21 protein-coding genes are annotated in these 19,976 nt (G+C 68.4%); 15 read left to right on the forward strand and 6 right to left on the reverse strand.

Going from position 1 to position 19,976, the window contains the following annotated elements:
* Positions 1 to 125: 125 nt before the first annotated feature.
* Positions 126 to 428 carry a YciI-like protein gene (locus JOD63_RS15030; protein WP_045276733.1) on the forward strand — a complete coding sequence of 101 codons (303 nt, stop codon included), beginning with the start codon at positions 126 to 128 and terminating at the stop codon, positions 426 to 428.
* A gap of 75 nt (positions 429 to 503) precedes the next feature.
* Entirely contained in the window at positions 504 to 1,112 is a 609-nt protein-coding gene (locus JOD63_RS15035; protein WP_211088135.1) for a recombinase family protein, read from the forward strand.
* Positions 1,113 to 1,220: 108 nt separating this feature from the next.
* Here the strand turns inward: JOD63_RS15035 and JOD63_RS15040 are convergent, their stop codons facing one another.
* Positions 1,221 to 2,078, reverse strand: coding sequence for a permease prefix domain 1-containing protein (locus tag JOD63_RS15040; protein WP_045276552.1), 858 nt, complete (start codon positions 2,076 to 2,078; stop codon positions 1,221 to 1,223).
* Positions 2,075 to 2,419 (reverse strand): PadR family transcriptional regulator, encoded by a 345-nt coding sequence (locus JOD63_RS15045; protein WP_045276551.1) that lies wholly within the window; start codon positions 2,417 to 2,419, stop codon positions 2,075 to 2,077. Before JOD63_RS15045 ends, JOD63_RS15040 begins: the two co-directional genes overlap by 4 nt.
* Positions 2,420 to 2,606: 187 nt before the next feature.
* Here JOD63_RS15045 and JOD63_RS15050 point away from each other — a divergent pair, with 187 nt between their 5' ends.
* Entirely contained in the window at positions 2,607 to 2,996 is a 390-nt protein-coding gene (locus tag JOD63_RS15050) for a RidA family protein (RefSeq protein WP_052682578.1), read from the forward strand.
* 148 nt (positions 2,997 to 3,144) lie between these two features.
* Here JOD63_RS15050 and JOD63_RS18295 read toward each other — a convergent pair whose 3' ends face one another.
* Positions 3,145 to 4,020, reverse strand: a complete 876-nt coding sequence (locus JOD63_RS18295; protein ID WP_045276550.1) for a phosphotransferase — start codon at positions 4,018 to 4,020, stop codon at positions 3,145 to 3,147.
* A gap of 74 nt (positions 4,021 to 4,094) precedes the next feature.
* On the opposite strand from JOD63_RS18295, the gene JOD63_RS15060 reads away from it, so the two are divergent.
* The gene (locus JOD63_RS15060; RefSeq protein WP_157004031.1) at positions 4,095 to 4,571 is read left to right on the forward strand and encodes a DNA alkylation repair protein; all 477 of its coding nucleotides are present in this window, start codon (positions 4,095 to 4,097) and stop codon (positions 4,569 to 4,571) included.
* Between the two features lie 30 nt (positions 4,572 to 4,601).
* On the opposite strand, the gene JOD63_RS15065 is transcribed toward JOD63_RS15060, so the two are convergent.
* On the reverse strand, positions 4,602 to 5,918 hold the full coding sequence (locus JOD63_RS15065) for a serine/threonine-protein kinase (protein WP_045276548.1): 1,317 nt from the start codon (positions 5,916 to 5,918) through the stop codon (positions 4,602 to 4,604).
* A gap of 150 nt (positions 5,919 to 6,068) precedes the next feature.
* Positions 6,069 to 7,643 (reverse strand): molybdopterin-dependent oxidoreductase, encoded by a 1,575-nt coding sequence (locus JOD63_RS15070; RefSeq protein ID WP_245618029.1) that lies wholly within the window; start codon positions 7,641 to 7,643, stop codon positions 6,069 to 6,071.
* A gap of 196 nt (positions 7,644 to 7,839) precedes the next feature.
* On the opposite strand from JOD63_RS15070, the gene JOD63_RS15075 reads away from it, so the two are divergent.
* The 7 genes from JOD63_RS15075 (at position 7,840) to JOD63_RS15105 (ending at position 14,492) form a co-directional block, all read left to right on the forward strand.
* Positions 7,840 to 8,265 carry a hypothetical protein gene (locus JOD63_RS15075; RefSeq protein WP_045276547.1) on the forward strand — a complete coding sequence of 142 codons (426 nt, stop codon included), beginning with the start codon at positions 7,840 to 7,842 and terminating at the stop codon, positions 8,263 to 8,265.
* 798 nt (positions 8,266 to 9,063) lie between these two features.
* The gene (locus JOD63_RS15080; protein WP_045276545.1) at positions 9,064 to 9,501 is read left to right on the forward strand and encodes a hypothetical protein; all 438 of its coding nucleotides are present in this window, start codon (positions 9,064 to 9,066) and stop codon (positions 9,499 to 9,501) included.
* Positions 9,502 to 9,557: 56 nt separating this feature from the next.
* Positions 9,558 to 10,511 (forward strand): hypothetical protein, encoded by a 954-nt coding sequence (locus JOD63_RS15085; RefSeq protein WP_052682577.1) that lies wholly within the window; start codon positions 9,558 to 9,560, stop codon positions 10,509 to 10,511.
* 114 nt (positions 10,512 to 10,625) lie between these two features.
* Positions 10,626 to 11,522, forward strand: a complete 897-nt coding sequence (locus JOD63_RS15090; protein ID WP_045276542.1) for an alpha/beta fold hydrolase — start codon at positions 10,626 to 10,628, stop codon at positions 11,520 to 11,522.
* A complete protein-coding gene (locus JOD63_RS15095) occupies positions 11,519 to 12,013 on the forward strand; it encodes a GNAT family N-acetyltransferase (RefSeq protein WP_045276541.1) in 495 nt (164 codons plus the stop codon). The genes JOD63_RS15090 and JOD63_RS15095 overlap by 4 nt, the downstream gene beginning before the upstream one ends.
* A gap of 23 nt (positions 12,014 to 12,036) precedes the next feature.
* Complete coding sequence (locus JOD63_RS15100; RefSeq protein ID WP_045276540.1) at positions 12,037 to 12,597, forward strand: dihydrofolate reductase family protein; 561 nt, start codon at positions 12,037 to 12,039, stop codon at positions 12,595 to 12,597.
* A 215-nt stretch (positions 12,598 to 12,812) separates the two neighbouring features.
* Positions 12,813 to 14,492, forward strand: a complete 1,680-nt coding sequence (locus JOD63_RS15105; protein ID WP_157004030.1) for an esterase/lipase family protein — start codon at positions 12,813 to 12,815, stop codon at positions 14,490 to 14,492.
* An 81-nt stretch (positions 14,493 to 14,573) separates the two neighbouring features.
* Here the strand turns inward: JOD63_RS15105 and JOD63_RS15110 are convergent, their stop codons facing one another.
* Positions 14,574 to 17,507 (reverse strand): hypothetical protein, encoded by a 2,934-nt coding sequence (locus JOD63_RS15110; protein ID WP_045276538.1) that lies wholly within the window; start codon positions 17,505 to 17,507, stop codon positions 14,574 to 14,576.
* Positions 17,508 to 17,682: 175 nt separating this feature from the next.
* Between JOD63_RS15110 and JOD63_RS15115 the strand changes: the two genes are divergently transcribed.
* The 4 genes from JOD63_RS15115 (at position 17,683) to JOD63_RS15130 (ending at position 19,971) form a co-directional block, all read left to right on the forward strand.
* A complete protein-coding gene (locus JOD63_RS15115; RefSeq protein WP_045276729.1) occupies positions 17,683 to 18,282 on the forward strand; it encodes an N-acetyltransferase in 600 nt (199 codons plus the stop codon).
* Between the two features lie 103 nt (positions 18,283 to 18,385).
* Complete coding sequence (locus JOD63_RS15120) at positions 18,386 to 19,249, forward strand: AraC family transcriptional regulator (protein ID WP_045276728.1); 864 nt, start codon at positions 18,386 to 18,388, stop codon at positions 19,247 to 19,249.
* A 69-nt stretch (positions 19,250 to 19,318) separates the two neighbouring features.
* On the forward strand, positions 19,319 to 19,546 hold the full coding sequence (locus JOD63_RS15125) for a hypothetical protein (protein WP_045276537.1): 228 nt from the start codon (positions 19,319 to 19,321) through the stop codon (positions 19,544 to 19,546).
* Positions 19,543 to 19,971 (forward strand): TA system VapC family ribonuclease toxin, encoded by a 429-nt coding sequence (locus JOD63_RS15130; protein ID WP_045276536.1) that lies wholly within the window; start codon positions 19,543 to 19,545, stop codon positions 19,969 to 19,971. The genes JOD63_RS15125 and JOD63_RS15130 overlap by 4 nt, the downstream gene beginning before the upstream one ends.
* The last annotated feature ends 5 nt before the right edge of the window (positions 19,972 to 19,976 follow it).

The following is a 19,976-nucleotide window of genomic DNA, read 5'->3' on the forward strand; positions in this document are numbered from 1 at the left end:
CGCGCGGCATCATGCAGTCGCCCACAACCCCTCCACCAACGGGCAATGCCCGGATACGGATCGTCTGATTCGCTGGTGGACTGGTTATGAAGCACCCGTATTCGGGCCGATAGGTTTGACGCATGATGCACGCTGTCCTTCAGTACACCTACGGAGACGACTACTTGGAGTCTCGCGAGAGGTATCGGTCGGCCCACCTCGAAGTTGCTTGGGCAGCCGTCGAACGCGGCGAGTTGGTTCTCGGGGGCGCCGTCGGAACCGGACCCTTCGACGGCCTGCTCGTGTTCAAGGGCGAGGACGCAGTGGAGCTGGCGTCCACCTTCGCGGCTGCCGATCCCTACGTGACGTCGGGCCTCGTCAAGTCATGGACGGCACGTCCTTGGACCACGGTCGTCGGCGTCGACGCCGCGAAACCTGTTCGCCCGTAACGCCCCGCCATCGGGCATTGCCCGCACAGGGATCCCGACCGGGGTGCGGTGGCGCCTCGGTGGGACTCTGAGCGGATGGATGGAATACAGATTGGATACGCCAGGGTCTCGACCACCGATCAAGACCTCACTTCCCAGCGCGACGCGTTGCTGCGCATGGGAGTTCGCGATGCGAACATCTACGTCGATCACGGACTGACCGGCACTAACCGAGCCAGACCCGGGCTCCGCGAAGCCCTCGCAGCCGTCCGAGAAGGCGACACGTTCGTCGTGACCAAACTCGACCGGCTCGCCCGGTCGGTGAAGGACGCCCGGGACATCGCCGATGAGCTGACGACCAAGGGCGTCGCACTCAGTCTCGGCGGCAGCAGGTACGACCCCACCGACCCGGTGGGGAGGCTGTTGTTCAACGTGCTCGCGATGGTTGCGGAGTTCGAACGTGACTTGATCAGCATGCGAACGAAGGAGGGGATGGCGGTCGCGAAAGCGAAAGGCAGGTTGAAGGGCAAGCAGCCGAAGCTTTCTCTATCGCAGCGCAGGCTGCTGTTCGAGGTCCAGGACCGTGGCGAGTACACCCAGGCGGAAGTCGCTGAGCTGTTCAGTGTCTCTCGCGCCACTGTCTATCGAGAGCTCCAGAAGCGTCGCAAGGCGTTCCTCGCAACCTGCGAGACGCACCTCTTCTGAAGCCGGCTCCGCCCATCCCCCCGCGGAGCCCGACTAGAACATGACCACACTCACCGACGCAGGATCGCGAACGTCCCTCTCCCGTGCATCGCACATAAGAGGATCGCGTCAGCGCTGAGCGTGGGACCGTGTGCGCTTGCTGTGGGTGAGCTTTTCAGCGACGGCGCGCGGCCAGGCGTTGCGCATGAGGATCTCGAGTCCCGCGGCGACGAGGAGGAGTATCACGGCGGTGAAGATGCCGGTCCAGAACTGGCCTCCATCGCCTTCGTCAGCGAACAGCGAGTAGGCGATCAACGGCACGGGGGCGAGGATCCAGAGTGCGACTGCGACGATCAGGGCGCGGACGAGCGTCGGGTCGTGACGCTCCGCCAGGCTCTCGGCCCAGTGGCTGACCTCGGGATTGCGCGAGAAGCGCCCTGTCTGGATTCGCTTCACGGATGCGTACGCGCCGTCTGCGGTGAAGATCATCGCGAGTCCGGCGACGACGAGGCCCAGGAGGATCAGTATTCCGACGAACGTCACGACCTCGGACGTGAAGGGCAGCAGTCCGGACTTCACACCCAGGATGCCGACGATCAGCACCGCCGGCGACAGGATGAAGAGACTGATCGCGCGGGCGACTCGGAAGGTGGCCCGCCTCTCGGCCTCGGCGTAGTCACGCGCCTCGTCCATGGTGATCGGGAGGAGCGGAGTGCCGTCAGCCGCGGCCCGATCCTCTGTGGATGCGCCCGTGGCAATCGACGTATGCAGCTCCGAGGTGATGCCGAGCACAGGCGCGACCTCGTCGAGGTTGCCGAAGTCGCTGATGACCCGACCGATGGCTTCGTTCTCGGAGCATCCCTGCGCGATCAGTGCCGCGTAGGCATCCTCCATCATTCCCTGCAGCTCAGCCTTCGCTTCGAGCAGCCGCGGAGTCTGCGGGTACCCGCTGAACATGGTGGACAAGTAGTCGACGAGAACGTTCATGATGGGGCATCTCCAGTATCGGAATCAATGAATCGGTCGACGACAGCCTTCGTCTCCCGCCATTCCGCGACCTTGGCGTTCAGATGGGCCAGGCCGTCATCGGTCATCAGGTAGTAGGTGCGAGCCTTTCCTGAAGGCGACAGTCCGGGTGTGGAACTGACCAGCCCCGACGACTCCAGCCGCTTGACGGCCGAGTAGAGCGTCGTCTGCTTGATCGAATAATCGTCGCCGCTGATCGAGCTGATGCGCTGCGCGAGCTCGTAGGCGTAGGAGGAGCCGTGTCTGAGCAGCGACAGGATCATCAGATCGACGTAGCCGCGGATGGCGTCGGCACTGATCATCGGAACCCCTGTCAGACGTGAGCGATGCGTCACTCAACGTACTACGTCTGACACAGTATGTCTAGTGCACTACGCGTCTGCGCGAAGCATCCCGTCTCTCAATCGGGCATGGTCGAGGCGGGCTGTGATCCGATCAGGCGCTCGGGAGGCGTGGACTCTGCCGGGCGCGGCCGTGAGGATAGGCGCCATGACTATCACTCGCACTCTCACCGGTGATGGGCTGCCCACGGGGTTCCCGTTCAGCCTGGCCGCCGCAAGCAACGACACGTGCTTCATCAGCGGGATGCCCGCGCTCGGGCCCGATGGAGCCTACGTACCCGGCACATTCCAGGAGGAAGCCGAGCTTGCATGGCGCAACATCGCGAGCATCGCCGCCGCGGCCGGGTACACCACCGCGGAGATCATCTACGTGCAGTGCGTCGTCGCCGACATAGCCGACTACGCAACCCTGAACGACTGGTGGCGTCAGCAGTTTCCCGACGTCACGACCGCGCCGGCACGATTCACCTTCCAGGCTGCCGCGCTTCCGTTCGGCTGCAAGATCGAGATCCAGGCCGTCGCCGCCCGCGGCCACTGACTCGGCGCGCGGTGCGGTCTGCCTCCGGGGCACGCGCGAGTGGAGTTCGAAGGGTCGACGCTGCGGATGGCCGTCGATGCGGTCTTCCGGGATGCCGAGCGCGTTCAGCGCAAGTAGGACCAGGGTCGGGGCTCGCCAGGTGGATTCGCTAGGAAGTGAAGAAGTCGACGAGTGCCTGGCGAACCCAGCTACCGGGGATCGCCGGGTCAGCGCCCGGGAGGATCTCGGTCGAGGCATCCACTGCCCAGTCGATGAGCAGGAACCGGCTGATCTGGACGAGCGCCTCGTCGACGTGACTCCGGGGATCGATTCCGATGTCGTGGAGGAGATTGGCGAGGTCGATGCCGCGTGGTCCGCGCACCGGCCGTTGCCAGTCGATCACCCGCGGTCCGTCCGCCATGGGGAACACCTCGTGACCGGTGAGGTCTCCGTGCTGGATCACCGCTTCGGTGTCGACCGCTGCGAGCACGGGAAGCGACTCCGACCAATCGCGCAGCCGCCGCACGTCTGCGCCGTGCACCCCGGGGTAGCGCTGGGCGTCGACTTCTCGCGCCAGCCCGTCGAGCGTACGGGCCGCGAGCGTTCGCCACGCGTCTACTCCTCCGATGTCGCGAAGTACCGGGAGCCGCGGGTCGAGCAGCGAGATCTCTGCACAGGCTCGTTCGGCGATGGATGCCGCGGCAGTCAGTGTGCCGAACGCAGGATCGTCGACGAGCTCGCGAAGTGAAGGAGAGCTGATCCACTCTGTCGCTATCCAGCGGCCTGCGCTCCCCTCGATTCGGGGGAACTCAATGTGTGGCGGAAGGAGACTGCCTCGGGCGGCAGCGTAGAACTCGACCTCGATGCTGGGAGGGAGCTGCGCCTTGTAGGCAAAGGCACGCCCGTCATCGAGGATCACTCTGTCGGTGACCGTGAGGGGCCACTCGTGCACCCTCACGCGCGAGGTCACGGGACCGCCGAGTTGATCGCCGAGTTCGTCGTCGTCGTGGACCAGAAGGTTCGGCCAGATCGGATGCGCCCGCACACGGCCACACTAACCGCTGCGATCGCAGACCCCCGCCCAACCTGAGCGGGTCCGCGTCGGGTGAGGATGGAGGCGTGGATTCCGATGCTGCAGCCTTCATCGACCGCACATTGCGGGCCGAGGCGTCGGAATGGCGCACCTGGGCGGACGGCGACGCCTCCGTGGGCGGACTGCGCGTGTACGGCACGTCGATCGGTGCGATCCGCGGCACCGTCCGCGACGCACTGCGTCGGCATCGAGATCTCGAGCACGACGACATCACGGCACTCGCGTCGGAGCTGTGGGCGGTGCCGGTCTTCGAACGGCGCCTCGCAGCTGTTGTGCTGCTGCAGGGTCAGGTCGACACGCTCACGGGCAATGACCTCACCCGCATCGAGGGGTTCCTCCGCGACGCCCGCGTCCCCGATCTCGTCAAGCCGCTCACGCTCGACGTGGTGCGGCCCTTGCTCGCACGACTGACGGGGCCGGAGGCCGAACGAGCCCGGCGCATCGTGAATCGCTGGGCCACGTCCGGCACTGACGGTCTGCACGCTGCTGCCGCGTTGCTCTGACGGCCGTCGTGCGACGGGTGATCCGTGGCGTCAGTCGTCTTCGTTCTTCCGCTGCTCTTCCTTGAGCCGCTTCTCCTCCTCTTTGGCCTGCTGGCGCTGCTCCTGCTCGAGCTTCTTCTGCTCCTGCTCAGCCTGCTTGCGCTGTTCTTCGGTCAGGTTCGAGTCCTCGCCTGCGCCGCCGGTTCCGGTGCTCACCTGGGTGGGCGGCGCGTCGGACGGGTTGGGGGCTGCGGGCGTGGTCGCCACCGGCGCGGGTTGCGGCTGATTGAGCGCCGCGATCCCGAAGGCTGCTCCGATGAGGACGGCAGCCCCCGCAAGCCCGCCCGCAACTGCGGCCGTCAGGCGCCGGCGCCGTGCGCTCCGCCCGGCCTCGGGTGCGTCGGGGGCGGGTGTTGCCGGAGTGAATTGGCCGGACGCGGCCGGGGGGACGCCGTCGGCCGGAGCTATCAGCGTCGGCGCGGTGAACGGGGCCGTGGCCGCCATCGTCGGGGCGGAGTTGCCGGCGGGAGCACGCTGCGCGAGGGTGCCTGCGGCGGCCGCGACCTCGGCGGCCGCCGGGCGCTGTGCGGCATTCGGATGCAGCATCCCTGTCAGGAGATCGATCCAGGGCTCACCCAGGGAGGTGGGGATCTCGGGTCGGCGCCCCACGCGGGCCACCGCGGCGGCGATGCCTCCGCCCTGTGGATGCACGCGCTCGCCGGTGAGCGCCTCGAGAAACACGAGACCCAGGGAGTAGATGTCGGCCGCGGGGGTGGGCGGGTCACCGCGGAGCTGTTCGGGCGACAAGTACGCCAGCGTGCCGATCACCAGACCCGGCGAGGTCATCCGTGAGGTGTCGAGCAAGTAGGCGATGCCGAAGTCGGCGAGCTTGGCGCGCGGGCGCGCGCCCGCGATCTGCGGAGGACTCAGCAGCACATTGGATGGTTTGATGTCGCGGTGCACGACACCGGCTGCGTGCACGACGTGCAGGGCCTCGGCGAGCTCGGCTCCGAGATGACCGACGACGTCGGGAGGCAGTGGCCCGCCCGAGGCCAGTCGAGAGGCGAGAGTCGGCCCGTCGATGAACTCCATCGCGAGGTACTCAGGCTGACCGGGCACGAGGCGGGCGTCGAAAAGGGTGACGAGCGACGGATGGTTCAACGAGGCGAGCACCGTCATCTCGCTGCGCGCGCGCTCCGTCGAAGCGTCGTCCGTGCCGGGCCGGATGAGCTTGATCGCTACCGTGCGGCCGAGCAGCACGTCTTCCGCGCGGTAGACGCGGGCCATGCCGCCCTCACCGACGCACTCGCCCAGCCAATAGCGGCCGTCGAGCAGCGGCGCCGTATCGTCGGCGTTCGCATCTGTCATCGGTACCTCCTCGACGCGGACCGAGCCCGCGACGGCCTTTACGACGGTAGTCGCTGCCCACGGATCGCGGCATGCCCTTGACGGTTCTGCACAGCCGTGAGAATGCCGACGCGAACCCGCCGTCCCGCCCGACACCCTGTGACAGGCGGCTCAGGTGATGGAGATCAGGGATCTCTGCCAGCCTGATGAGCCGTCGGGTGCGATCGGGGCTGGCTCTTCGAGCTGCAGCTCGCCGTTCTTGTTGATCGCTCGCACCGAGACGTAGTGCGTGCCTGGAACGGCATCCCATTCCAGAACCCACTGCACCCACGTGTCGTCGTTGATCGGGGTCGAGAGCGTCGCCTGCTGCCAGTCGCCGTCGTCGATGCTGACCTCGACCGCCTGGATGCCGACCGACTGTGCCCATGCCACACCCGCGATCGGGATGCGGCCGGCCGGGACGGACTTGCCGAGCTTGGGGGTGTCGATGCGCGAAGAGAACTTGATCGGCGCCTCGGCGCTGTACCCGCGCGGCGTCCAGTACGCCTCGTCCTTCTCGAATGTGGTGACCGTGAGCTGGGTCAGCCACTTCGTCGCCGACACGTAGCCGTACAGGCCCGGCACGACCATGCGCACGGGGAATCCATGCTCCAGCGGGAGAGGCTCGCCGTTCATGCTGACGGCGAGGATCGCATCCAGCCCGTCGTCGGTGAGCGCCGAGAGCGGGGTGCTGGCGGTGTAGCCGTCGATGCTGCGCGACAGCACCATGTCGGCGCCCGACTGCGGACCCGCCAGGCGCAAGATGTCACGCACCGGCACGCCGAGCCACAGGGCGTTGCCGACGAGCTCCCCGCCGACGATGTTCGACACGCACGTCAGGGTGATCGCGTACTCATCGAGCCCCATGGCGACCAGCTGGTCGAAGCTCAGCTCGACGCGCTGGTCGACCATGCCGTCGACGACCAGACGCCAGGTGGCGGGGTCGATCGCCGGCACGGTGAGCGCTGTGTCGACACGGTAGAAGTCGGCGTTCGGCGTGATGAGCGGGGTGATGCCGGGTACGTCGAGCTCGGCGCCGGCGGGGATGCTCACCGACGAGCGCGGTGCGGGCAGGCGCAGGCGCTGACGAATCGCCTCGACCGACGACGTCGCCGCGCTCACCGCACGTGCGGTGAGGCCGACGATCACGGCGGAAGCGCCCACGATCCCCGAGAGCACGAAGAACCGGCGACGGTCGAGGCTCGCGGTGCCGCCGGGGGGCGATACCGGCGTGCTGGATGCGGACTCCGACGTGCGTCGTGCGGCGAGGGCCGAACGCTGCCAGGCGCGAAGTCGGCGGCAGAGCACGTGGAGCGCCGCAGCACCGGCCACTCCGCCGATCACCGGGGGCAGGAACGCCAGCGGCGTGACGCCGGCGCGCGTCACGATCGCCGCGACCGACAGTGCTCCCGCGATGGCGAGCGCGATCACGCCGAGCGGCGGTCGCGCGGTCTGCAGCACGCCGGCGATCGCCGAGGCGATCACCACGGCCAGGCCGAGCCCGACCAGGAGGGCGATCTTGTCGTACTCCCCGAATGTCGTGATCGCGAGCTCTTTGAGCGGCTGCGGGATCACGTCGATGACGAACGACCCGACCGCCAGCACCGGGCTCGCCTCGCGGGCCACCAGCAGCGCCATCAGCTCTGTTGCAGCCAGGAACACCAGTCCGCTGATCACCCCGGCGACCGCGGCGGACGTGATGTACACGCCTCTTCTGCCGCGTTCTGACACCGTGCCCCCGATCGCCTTCACGCAGTGTTCGGAGCCCGACCGCGATCGGATGCCCAGACGACGAGGAACTCGACCTGCCCGGCAGGATTGGCCCGGCAGGGGCCGGAGTGCGAGTATCCATGGGGTGATCGTCGACTCCTACCGACTTGTGCGGCCCGGATCGGAGCCTGCCATGCGCAGCGCCCAGCGCTCGCGGCGCGTGATCGAGACGGGCGGCATTGTGCTCGGCGTCCTGGTGGGATCGGGCGCGGGCATCCTCACGCTGGCGATCACGGTGCCGGCGACCCTCGGCCGCGAGAGCCCGTTGCCGACGTGGATGCGCCTCGCCTGGCCGGTCTTCATCGCCGCCCTTCTTGTGCTCTCCTGTGCCCTCGGCGGCTGGCTGATCGCCCTGCGCGTCGCGGGAGCTCGCTATGACCGCCGCCGCGACGCACTGACCCGCAGCGCGTTCTCGATGTACGACTACTGGGCCGCCATCCCGGATCTGCCGCCGGTCGAGCTGTGGGCGCTTCTCGACCGCTACGAGAGAGAGGGTGTTGCCGCGTACACGGACGTCCCCTCGCCGTGGGATCAGCGACCGGAGCACCCACACCCCTGAATCCGCCCCACATAGATCAGAGGCGTGACCCATGCGTTCGTGATCGGGAGGAACATCGGCGACTTGCACCTGGAGCGTGATCGTGGACGTCTCGCCGGGAGCAATAACCAGCTGCTGGTAGACGAACACGTTCGTCGAATCGATCGCGCAGATGAGTCGGACATCCTCCGTGGAGGGTAGCTTCAACTCCACCGTCGCTCCGACGCCGCCGGATGCCTCCTAAGGAGGGCCTGGTTGACGTCACCATCATGTGGGAATTCATCCAACGCAACAGCCCTGAGCCTCCGCTCGGGGGTCGGGGCTGAGTGCTACTGCAACATATGCAGAAGCGATTCACTACTTCGTGGCAGTGGACCGTCTCTTGATACGTGTGCGCCAGACAGCGAGCAGACCAGCGATCAGGATCTGGGCGATGAAGACCCACGCATACTGACCAGTCGCGATGCCTACGATCAAGCCGAGGGTGATGCTCACAACCGCGATCAGCGCGACCGCGATGTAGAAGTTCCGGAGCTCATTTCCGTGTGACATCGGTTGCCCTACTTCCTTCAATCGCAGTCACGTCCACTGTGGACGAACGGGTTCCAGCCGACGGCCGGCGGGAAGCCCCAGAAGGACGGGCCGGCGCAGATCCCGTTGTCCCTAGCGTAGGTGGCAGTGGCTCCGATTGCACCGGCGGCAAGCCCACACGCCGCCACCCCAACCGGCCCGGCGACGGCCCACCTGGGCTCGGGCTCCCGCGGCCGCTACGGTCAACACATGAGACGCTCGGCGCGCACGCTCGCCAGGGAGCGCGTGATGACGGAATCGCGGGATCCCGATGCCGCCGGGCCGCCGCGGCGTCCAGACGCCCGAGACCGCCGCATCCTGACGCTGACGATCACCGCGATCGTCCTCGGGGGCTACGTCGTCTGGCAGCTCATCGGCCTCGTGACCGTCAAGGATGTGCCGCCGCCGTCTTGGCTGATCACGGCGCCGGCCGGAGCATCCGTCGTCGGCGAACCTCGGGTCACTCGCGAGCCCTACCGGGCGACCACGTATGTGACGGTCCGTCCGGCTGAGGGTCAGAAAGCACATCAACTCGTGGCGGAGATGGGACTGTCTGAGCAGCCGACGCAGATCGGGCCGACGCCGTTGGACTGGCGTCCCGTGTGGGTGTACACCAGACCCACCGAGGACGGTGTCGAGATACGGCTGGTGTACCTGCGGGACTCGGGCGAGCTCATCACGCCCTGACGAGGGCCCCGTTCGGTGGCCGGTCACCCCCGTGAGGCGTGTGGCACAGTGGCTGGATGACGGAACCAGATCTGACTGCGCCCGCCGAGGCGGTCCGCGCCGCCGCAGAGGCGCGCGCTCGTCACCGGCGGGTGGGCATCCAGCTCGAGACCACGGCGGCACTCGTGCAGACGCGGCGTGGGGAACTGACCGAACTCGAGCGGAGCCTGCACGCTGAGCAGTCGGATGTCCGGCGGCTCGAGCAGCTGTCGCTGACGAAGATCTGGGCGACGCTGCGCGGAGACACGCTCGATCGCCTGGCCATCGAGCGCGCCGAGGCGGATGCCGCCGCACGCGCCGTGGCCGGAGCGCAGACACGGCTCGACAGCGCCATCGCCGACGACGCGCGCGTCCGCCGCGAACACGATGCCCTGAGCGGCGCGGAGCGCGCATACGGCGAGGCACTCGCGGCCTACGAGGTCGCCGTGCACGCTGCCGGCGGCCGGGCCGCGGCAGAACTGACGGAGATCGCCGACCAGCTGGGTGTGGCCGGGGCGCATCAGCGCGAGGTCGCCGAGGCCGTCGATGCGCTGCGCGCCACGAGAGCAGCACTCGACACCGCCCTCGCGAAGCTGAACAGCGCCGGCGGCTGGTCGACGTACGACACCTTCTTCGGCGGCGGTTTCGTCGCCGACATGATCAAGCACTCGAACATCAGCGAAGCCACCGACGCGTTCACGCAGGTCAACCGGGCGCTCGAGCGCCTCTCCACCGAGCTCGCCGACATCGGGACCGCGGCCATCGACAGCGTCGCGATATCCGACACCCTGGCCGTCTTCGATGTGCTGTTCGACAACATCCTCAGCGACTGGATGGTGATGGACCGGGTCTCCGCGGCACGCGCGAGCGCCGACGAGCTGGGCGACCGCCTCGCTCACCTCGCCGACGAGCTCGCCGGCGACGCCGCCGCGACCTCGACGCAGATCACCGCGCTGCTGCGGCGGCGCGAGGCGATCCTCACCGCGGCCTGAGCAAAGGGAGAGCCCGCGAGACGCGAACCGCGCGGGCTCGGAGAAGTCGACGCCTGCAGAGCCCGATCTGGCCGAGCGAGGCTCGGCGTCGTACGGTGAAGTCGACACGACGGAATGGAGCTTGCGGTGACTGAACGCACTCTCGAGCTGCCTGGGGTGGATCTCGTCTACGACGTGCACGGGCCTCTGCCGACGACGGACGGTCGACCGCCGCTGATGATGATCGGCCAGCCGATGGACGCCAGTGGATTCCAGGCACAGGTGCCGTTGTTCGCGGATCGCACGGTCGTGACCTACGACCCGCGCGGGCTGGGGAGGAGCAAGCGAACCGACGGCGCGGTCACGAATGAGCCCGAGATTCAGGCCGAGGATGTCCACGCGATCATCGAGGCGCTGGGAGCAGGCGCGGTCGACATGCTCGCGAGCAGCGGCGGTGCGGTCACCGCCCTCGCGCTGGTTTCCGCGCATCCCGGCGACGTCGCGACTCTCGTCGCCCATGAGCCGCCGATCGACTGCGTGCTGCCGGACGCGGCGGCCGTTCAGCAGGCTCGAGAGGCGTACACGCGGCGCTACGAAGAGGGCGGATGGGGCGCTGGGATGGCGGGCTTCATCGCGTTGACCTCCTGGGAGGGCGAGATCACCGACGAGTTCCTCGCCGGGCCGCAGCCTGACCCGGCTGCGTTCGGACTGCCCGCGGACGACGACGGCACACGTGATGACCCGCTGCTGTCGGACCGGTCCTGGGCGGTGACCCACTACCGGCCCGACCTCGACGCCCTGCGCGCAGCGCCGACCCGGATCGTCGTCGCCGTCGGCGAAGAGTCCCTGAAGGTCTACACCGGACGTACAGCGCTCGGGCTGGCACGTGAACTCGGGCAGGAGGCTGCCGTCTTCCCCAGCCATCACGGCGGCTTCATGGGTGGCGAGTTCGGTTACGCAGGGCAGCCCGAAGCGTTCGCGTCGCGACTCCGAGAGATCTTGGACGCCGACACTGACACTATGAGCGGATGAGCTTCACCACCCGGCCTCCGGTGCTGCAGGATGCCGCGGCCATCGCCGACCTCCACGTCTCGACGTGGCGCGAGGCGTACGCCCACCTGCTGCCCGACGACTTCTTCTCGGAGGAGTACGTCGCGGGTCGCCACCGGATGTGGAATCACGTGCTCACGGACGCGCGCGAAGACATGACCGTCCGGATCGTCGAGAGCGACGGTGCGATCATCGGGTTCGCGTGGGTGGGGCCGGGCATCGGGCTCGACGGAGAGGAACCGCCGCGCGAGCGTCAGCTGTACGCGATCTACGTCAGCGCAGCGCACTACGGAACCGGTGCCGGACAGGCGCTCCTCGACGAGACTCTGGGCGACGGACCGGCGATGCTGTGGGTCGCGAAGGAGAACCCGCGCGCATCCGCGTTCTACCTGCGCAACGGCTTCCGCTTCGACGGCGTCGAGCAGATCGACCCGTACGCTCCGCTGATCACCGACGCCCGGATGGTGCGATAGCCGACTCACAGGAGAGGTTCGACATGAGGTCACTTCGCTACTCGATCAACGTCACGCTCGACGGATGCTGTCACCACGAGGCAGGGCTGCCACCCGACGAGGAGTCGATGCAGTACTGGACCGACGAGATGGCGCAGGCCGATGCCCTCCTCTTCGGTCGCGTCACCTACGAGATGATGGAGTCCGCCTGGCGGAAGCCGGCTACGGGCGTCTGGCCCGACTGGATGCAGCCGTGGGAGACCCCGTTCGCGGAGACCATCGACGCGGCGCGGAAGCACGTGGTGTCGAGCACGCTCGGCGACGTGGACTGGAACGCCGAGCTGGTGCGCGGCGACCTGGGTGAGGCGGTCCGGCGCCTCAAGGAGGAGCCGGGCGACCTCCTGTGGGTGGGCGGAGTGACGCTCCCGCTGGCGCTCGCCGATCTCGGACTGATCGACGAGTACGAGTTCGTCGTGCAGCCCGTGCTCGCCGGCCACGGGCCGACGCTGCTCGCCGGTCTGCGCGAGCGCATTCAGCTCGAGCTCGTGGAGCGCCGGGAGTTCCGGTCGGGCGCGGTCGTGCAGCGGTACCGGTCCCGAGCGTGACGGCAGGTGCGGTGCCGGCGCTGCGCTGATCACCGACGCCGAGGGTCCGCCAGGTTTCGGAGGTTGCCAGGCAACGGCGCTGATGCCACACTGTGCGCAACGATCCGATGGGGTGGGTCGAGGGCTGACCGGGGTTCGCCTGCGCGAGGAGTTGCGTCGCGGCGCGATGCGGCCGGCGCGCGTGGTTGCGTTGATCGCTCGGGAAGGAGCAGGTCGTGACGGCTGAGCCCACGGGATTGATCGTCCTCGTGCCGGGACTGGGACGAACGAAGATCGAATCGCTCGAGAAGCAGCTGATCGCCGCGTATCCAAATCATCGCGTCAAGACGTTCCAGCATGGCATCAAGCCCCTCTCGACTCGCCGGGGGCTCGATGCCGTCGTGGACAGGCTCGCCAACTCGATCCGCGCCTGGGCGGGCGACAACGACGGCCGACGCGAAGAGACCGCCTCCGTCATCCTCGTCGGGCACAGCATCGGCGGCATCATCGCGCGCGCAGCCTTCCTCGAGGCGGCTGGATTCGGGTCGGAGGCCCCCGATGATGAGCCGAACGGCTGGGCCACCAAAACCGTCCGCATCGTGCTGCTCGGGTCGCCCAACTCGGGCTATCACGTCGAGAACTTCCCACGGTCCTGGCGCTGGGCGGTGCCGATCGTCTCCGGCTTCGCCGCATTCACCATCGAATCGGTCGCTTCTGGCGCGTACTGGCTCGCCGATCTGCGGTTGCGATGGCTGCACGGAATCCGAGTGCTCGGAACGACCGAGGCACCGAAGGGATCCGGCCCGCGGCCCCTGATCGTCCAGGCCTACGGCGACGACGACGAACTCGTGACGAGGGATGACATCGACGACAGCGAGTACATGCCGGGAACGGTGCGCACACGCATCTCGAGCACCGACCACGGCGGTCTGGTCGATCTCACCGACGCGTCCACCAAGGATCAGCGGTGGTCGGAGTTGCGACACGTGATCTTCGGCACCTTCCACGGCGCCGACACGTTCACCCCGCCCGTAGAGACACCGGTGCACTTCCTGCTGCACGGCATCCGCGCCTCCGCCTATGACGGCTGGATCGGCGGAGTCGCGGCCGCATTGCGTTCGCAATCGACGGATGCGGGCAGCCCGCCTCCGAAGGTGGTGTCTCTCAACTACCGGTTCTTCAGTGCGATCGAATTCGCGCTCCCGTTCACGCGCCGAAGGAATGTTCATCAGTTCCTCGACACGTACATGGCCGCCGTGCTCACGCACTCACCGGATCAGTTCACCTTCATGGGTCACAGCAACGGCACGTACATGATGGCGACGGTCATGAAGCACGTGCGCGCGGTCAGGTTCCGTCGCATCCTGCTCGCTGGTACCGTTCTGCCGCCCGGGTTCGACTGGGCGAAGCTTCGCGGGCGACGGCAGATCGGCGCATATGACGCGAACGGTGTGTGGGCTGACGGCGAGGTGCACAACGACTGCGCGCGGTTCGACGTGCCCGTCGGGATCCTCGCGACTGCGATCGCGGGTCTCGGGTTCCGCGACATCGGCGCCGCAGGTCTGCGGGGCTTCGAAGGGTCGCACGCACTCGACGTCACCAGTCACCCGACCGTGTTTCCCCAGGGGCACGGCGGCGCCCTGCAGGATCATGACGGATACCCGTCCCGAATGCCCGAGATCGCACGGTTCCTGAGCACAGGTACCGTGTGCACCGACCCGCACGAGCAGCGCTCACGGGGGTTCGGGATCGCGAGCAGAGTGACGCAGATCCTCGCTCCGCTCGTGGTCCTCGGAATCCTGGTCGGACTGGGGTTCGCGTTCGCGGGTCTCGTGGTGTCGATCGGCGTATGGGGCGCGATCGCCGCGTTCGCCGTACCGCTCGTGCTGATCTACGTCGGACTCAGGACCGTCTGATCCTCCCCAGCAGGACGAACTGCCCCATCTCACGTCGCGGCGCGGGGAGTCGTCGGCAGGGCATCCGCTCGGGCAAGCAGTTCATCGCGCTCCGCTCACCGCCGTGACCGCCACCGCCGATCCTTCGCGCAGCTGGTCCACCAGCTCGTCGCGCGCTTCGCGGTACTGCGCGGTGGAGAGGTAGTCGTTGTGCCGGGCGATCTTCCAGAGGTACGAACTCGGGCAGCGCTCGGTCGCGCCCCGGTCGATCGGGTTGCCGATGACCGTCGTGCCGTCGCGTTCGCTGATCTCACTCGGGTACGCCAGCACGGGGAAGCCGAGGTAGTCGGTGCGTCGCCAGAGGTTGCGCCACCGGGGAGCCTTCCAGGCGTCGGCGTCGGTGAAGCTTCCGCCGAGCAGGCTGACGAGGGTGGGAGCATCCGATGCCGCACCGAGCGACGCGCGCGGCTGGCGCGCCTCGTCGATGACCTGCTTCTTCCACGGATCGGTGCGGACGAGGCTGGGGCCGCGCGTGCCGCGCGTGCCGAGCACCCGCGGGCCGAACACCTCGGGGAAGAACCGGCTGAAATAAGCACGGATCTGCACGCCGTGCGTGAGCAGCGCGACGCGCGGCACCACGTCTTGCGAGTCGTCGGCTTCGTCGTCGGCGCTCTTGTCGGCGTCGGGCGCGACGGCGGTGCCGAGCTCGAGCATGAAGAGCGCTGCGATCGCGATCGTCGCACCCATGGAGTGCGCCGAGAGGATCACGTACGGGTCGTCGCCGTCGGCGCGGGTCTCCTTGATGAATCGGCGCACCCGCTTCGCCACCTCCGGCACCGCGCGTTCGGCGTAGCAGGGCGCGGTGAACGGATGCCCTGCCCGTGGGAAGAAGCAGACGATGTCCCACACCAGTCCGAGCGGGCGCTCGGCCGAGGTGGCGGCATTCGACACCACCCACGCGACTGCCGTGAGGGCGAGGAGCCCCAGCGCCCACCCCGAGACCCGCTGGAGCTCGCCCCAGAGCGGGAACCCCTCGAGCCAGACACCGAGCACCGGGATGCCGAGCACGAGCAGCGCCGCCGCGGTGAGGATCGCGAGCAGCTGCAGCACGGGCTCGCCGCGGTGGGCGAGGCCGGCGATGCGACGAGCGTGGGCGACGCTGCGCAGGCGGCCGCTCGGCTGGTGCTCGGAGGTGGGGTAGTCGTTCGGGATGCTGGTGACGCCGCCGAGCGAGACGTCGCGCTCCTTCTGCTCACGCGACTGGTCGGGGGTCAGATCCTTCGGGAACAGCATCCCGGGCAGGCTGAAGGCGGGGAAGCGGTGCAGTGCGCCGACCAGCGCGATCAGCACGGCGACCGCGATCACGATCATGATCAGCACGAGCATCGTCGCGAACCGGGAGTAGAACTCCGGCAGCGGGATCTCCGACGGGGTGCCCGCCGCCGCGTCGCCGGCGGATGCCGTGCGCAGGTGAGCGCGCGTATCGGGGGTGTCGGTGTTCGTCGTCAGCAGCGCGTACGACCCGAGCACGAGCAGGCTCGTGATCGCGAGCGACGAGAACCAGGCGATGAGCAGGGCCACCGCGGCTCCGTTGCCGTGCCAGCCGGCCACGACGCTGACCTCTCGGTTCTTCGCCGCCCCCAGCGGCGAGTACGACGCGGCGACCGCGATCACCACGAGCACGGCGGCGACCGCCGACATCCTGAGCTGATCCTCGAACGTCGTCAGGAACGCCGTCGCGATGACTCCGCACACGAGCGCCGCGAAGATCAGCGCTGCGCAGACGTAGCGGACGATGCGGCCGTATCCCCACGAGAGGCTCGCGAGGGCGATGAGCGCGCCCAGTGCCGCGATCGCCGTGGGCACGAGGATCATCCCGTGCAGGCCGTTCGTCGTGCCCGCATCCGTGTACACCGCCTCGGCCTTGTCGATCCAGATCGCCCATACGAGCCACACCGCGAACGCCAGCGCGGCGAAGATCAGGACGAAGGCGGAGAATCCGCGCAGCGATCGCCTGCCCTGGTTCTCGCCGCTCAGCGCGCCGGTCCAGGCCAGCGCGAGCGTGACGGCGACGACGACGATGCCGATCAGGCTCATCACGAACGGGAAGGCGGCGGTGTCGATGACCGCGGGGATCTGTCCGAGCACCTCCACGAGCCCCAACCCGGTCGCGTCGAGGAGCGCATCGACGGCGAGCACCGCCAGGATGAGCCCGAAGACGGCGGCCAGATGCGTGCGCTCGGCCGTCTCGGCCGTGCGCGTGCGCTGCCAGAAGCCCTGCGATCCGAGGATCGGCGGGATGGGAGGCGCGTTCTCGCCGCGGGTCTTCCCTCGATCCGCGCGGGGCACGGCCTCGTCGTCGAAGGCGGTCTCGGGGTGGAAGTCGGCCCGAGCCCGCCGGCTGACGATGTAGAGGAACAGGATGACGGCGATCGGCGCCAGCGAGAGGAGTGCTGCACGCGCATTGGGCGTCCACGCGGCGAGGAAGTCGAGCCAGGTGGGAAGCACCGCACAGACCTCCTGAGGCTCGCCGCGCGCGGGCGTCGGGAAGCACTCGGCCGCGATCAGGTGCACGAAGACCGCCAGCAGACCGACCGTGTAGAAGAGCGTCTGCAGGAGGGCGAACACGCGGATGAGGCCGGCGCCGTCACCGCCGAGCCAGATCTTGGGGTGCTCTCCCTCGCCGTTGATCCGGCGGCGCGCCCAGTACGCGAGGTTGCACAGGCCGAACGGGAGCACGAGCAGCCAGCCGACGTGCACGATCGAGCGGCCGATCACCGCCAGCGCGGATCCGCCGGAGCGGGCCTGGTTGCCCCAGGAATATGCCTCGGTCGTGATCTGGGGCGCAGCATCCGTCGCTCCCGTCATGGGGGCAAGGCCCGGCGGCGTGACGGCGGGCGCCTTCACGCGCCAGAACGACCCCTGCGCGTCGCCGTCCTCGCGCATGATCTCCTCGTCGTTGGCGAGGAGCGCGTCAGCAGGCGGCGAGTTGGCGATGCCGTGGATGCGCAGTTCCAGAACACGAGTGATTCCCACGAGAGATCCTCCTTCGTACGAGCGGCGGCGCGTCGTCGCGTACGTCGATCCACCTGAGAGGAGCGGACGGAGCCGCTCGCAGATACACGGCCCGTCGCGACGCGTCCCAGCCACCCTTGCCGAATGTCAGCCACCCTCGGCAGACTGGCGCCACCGGTCGGAGGAGGATGCCGTGATCGACGAAAATGCGCCCACCGGGCACGTGGTCCGGCCGCTCACGTCCGAGACCTTCCCCGCGTGGCTGGCGCTCGCCGAGAAGCACAACGGCGTGTGGGGCGGATGCTACTGCTCGTACTTCCACGGCGACACCGAGCAGACCGTCAAGGACGACTACGACCGTGCGACGTTCAAGGAGCGGCTCGTCGCCGAGGGGATCGCGCACGCCGCGCTGGTCTTCGACGGCGAGGATGCGATCGCCTGGTGCGAGTACGGGAGCCCGGTCGAGCTGCCGAACATCTACCACCGCAAGCAGTACGACGCGGGTGAGGAGCATCCCGCGCCGTGGCGGATCACCTGCTTCTTCGTCGACCGCGACCATCGTCGCGGCGGCGTCGCCCGGGAGGCCCTCGACGGGGCGCTCGACCTCATCGCGCAGGCCGGCGGCGGCGAGGTGGTCTCGTTCCCCAACGAGCTCGTGCCCGGCAAGCGCACATCGTCGTCGTTCCTGCACAACGGCACGCGGGCCATGTTCGAGAAGGCCGGCTTCACCTTCGAGCGGCACATCGGCAAGAGCAAGACCGTCATGCGCAAGACGATCGCGCCCGCATCCCGCTGATCGGGTCTCGCCGCCCGGAGTCCGACCTCCGATCGGATCGGACCGGAATGATCGGGTGGAGGGTGTCGCCGGGCGCCGAGGATGGATCGCGAAGGAGGACCGCATGATCGGCACGCTGAACGCCCTGGTCGACCTCGTCGAAGACCTCGACGCGGCCGACCTCGACGTCGCCGCGTTCGCGCGCGAGCACGGCACGACCGAGTACCACCTGCGCCGCATGTTCTCGACGCTCGCTGGCATGCCGCTGTCGGAATACGTGCGTCGTCGGCGGATGACGCTGGCGGCCGCCGACCTCGTCGCCGGGGCGCCCGACCTGCTCGAGGTCGCGGTGCGGTACGGGTACGGCTCGGTCGAAGCGTTCGGACGGGCGTTCCGGTCGGTGCACGAGAGCGCACCGGCCGACGTGCGCCGTGACGGGGGTCCTCTTCGCACACAACCACTGCTCAGATTCCGTCTGAGCGTCGAAGGGAGCACCCCCATGCACGTCACCGTCGTCGACCGCCCCGAGATGATCCTGATCGGCCACGCCGCCCAGGTGCCGCTCATCCACACCGGGGTCAATCCGCACATCCAGGCCCACATCGCCGGGATCGCGCCCGAGGAGCACGTGCGGCTGAAGGCGCTGAGCAGCGCCGAGCCCGCAGGCATCCTCGCCATCACCGGAGATATCGAACCGGATGCGCCCGAGGGGACGCTGCTCACCTACCTGCACGGCGTCGCCGTCGCTCCGGGCGCCGTGCCGCCCGACGATCTCGACACCCTGCGCGTCGACGCCGGCATGTGGGCGGTGTTCGCCTCGAGCGGCCCCTTCCCCGAGACCCTGCAGAACCTGTGGGCTGCGACGGCGACCGAGTGGTTCCCGTCGAACCCGTGGCGGATGCGCCCGGGCCCGTCGATCGTGCGCTACCTCGAGTTCACCGAGACGCACGCGACCTGCGAGCTGTGGCTGCCCGTCGAGCGGGGGTGATGCGGGCGGGCGGGTGAACAGGCGGACGGATGCTTGACCGGGTGATGCGTGATGCGTGATGCTTGATGCATGCGCACCACCCTCACCATCGACGATGACGTGCTCGCCGCGGCGAAGCAGTTCGCAGACGCACGCGGCATCACGCTCGGCGAAGCCGTGTCGCAGCTCGCACGTGCCACGCTCACCGAGCGTCAGCGGTTCGGCACCCGCAACGGCATCGTGCTGCTGCCCGCACCGCCCGCCGCCGGCCGGCCGACGATGGACGACGTGAACACGCTGCGGGACGACACCGCGTGACGGCCTACCTGCTCGACGTCAACGCGGTCATCGCGCTCATCGACCCGCTGCACGTGCACCACGACCGTGCACACCGCTGGTTCGCCGGTCGCGGCGACGGCGTCTGGCACACCTGCCCGATCGTGCAGAACGGTGTCGTGCGGGTGGTGAGCAACCCGAAGTACCCGAACAGTCAGCCGGCGCCCGTGGTGATCGCGAGCCTCGCGAGCCTCGCCGCCCGCGAGGGGCACACGTTCCTCCCCGATTCGGTGAGCCTGCTCGACAGCTCGATCCACACCGAGCGACTGCTCGCGAGCACGCAGGTCACCGACTCGTACCTGCTGCACCTCGCGGCATCCCACGACGCCCTCCTCGCGACGTTCGACACGCGCATCGTGACCACCGCCGTGCCGTCAGGATCGTCGGTCGTCTTCCCGATCCCCTGACGGCA

Origin of the sequence: Microbacterium terrae (assembly GCF_017831975.1) — a bacterium.
Taxonomy (GTDB): domain Bacteria; phylum Actinomycetota; class Actinomycetes; order Actinomycetales; family Microbacteriaceae; genus Microbacterium; species Microbacterium terrae.

What these genes read in the sequence shown, in the direction of transcription:
- JOD63_RS15030 (WP_045276733.1), top strand. Translation starts at nt 126, where the DNA reads ATGCACGCTGTCCTTCAGTACACCTACGGAGACGACTACTTGGAGTCT.
- JOD63_RS15035 (WP_211088135.1), top strand. Translation starts at nt 504, where the DNA reads ATGGATGGAATACAGATTGGATACGCCAGGGTCTCGACCACCGATCAA.
- JOD63_RS15040 (WP_045276552.1), bottom strand. Translation starts at nt 2,078, where the DNA reads ATGAACGTTCTCGTCGACTACTTGTCCACCATGTTCAGCGGGTACCCG.
- JOD63_RS15045 (WP_045276551.1), bottom strand. Translation starts at nt 2,419, where the DNA reads ATGATCAGTGCCGACGCCATCCGCGGCTACGTCGATCTGATGATCCTG.
- JOD63_RS15050 (WP_052682578.1), top strand. Translation starts at nt 2,607, where the DNA reads ATGACTATCACTCGCACTCTCACCGGTGATGGGCTGCCCACGGGGTTC.
- JOD63_RS15065 (WP_045276548.1), bottom strand. Translation starts at nt 5,918, where the DNA reads ATGACAGATGCGAACGCCGACGATACGGCGCCGCTGCTCGACGGCCGC.
- JOD63_RS15075 (WP_045276547.1), top strand. Translation starts at nt 7,840, where the DNA reads ATGCGCAGCGCCCAGCGCTCGCGGCGCGTGATCGAGACGGGCGGCATT.
- JOD63_RS15080 (WP_045276545.1), top strand. Translation starts at nt 9,064, where the DNA reads ATGACGGAATCGCGGGATCCCGATGCCGCCGGGCCGCCGCGGCGTCCA.
- JOD63_RS15085 (WP_052682577.1), top strand. Translation starts at nt 9,558, where the DNA reads ATGACGGAACCAGATCTGACTGCGCCCGCCGAGGCGGTCCGCGCCGCC.
- JOD63_RS15090 (WP_045276542.1), top strand. Translation starts at nt 10,626, where the DNA reads ATGGAGCTTGCGGTGACTGAACGCACTCTCGAGCTGCCTGGGGTGGAT.
- JOD63_RS15095 (WP_045276541.1), top strand. Translation starts at nt 11,519, where the DNA reads ATGAGCTTCACCACCCGGCCTCCGGTGCTGCAGGATGCCGCGGCCATC.
- JOD63_RS15100 (WP_045276540.1), top strand. Translation starts at nt 12,037, where the DNA reads ATGAGGTCACTTCGCTACTCGATCAACGTCACGCTCGACGGATGCTGT.
- JOD63_RS15120 (WP_045276728.1), top strand. Translation starts at nt 18,386, where the DNA reads ATGATCGGCACGCTGAACGCCCTGGTCGACCTCGTCGAAGACCTCGAC.
- JOD63_RS15125 (WP_045276537.1), top strand. Translation starts at nt 19,319, where the DNA reads ATGCGCACCACCCTCACCATCGACGATGACGTGCTCGCCGCGGCGAAG.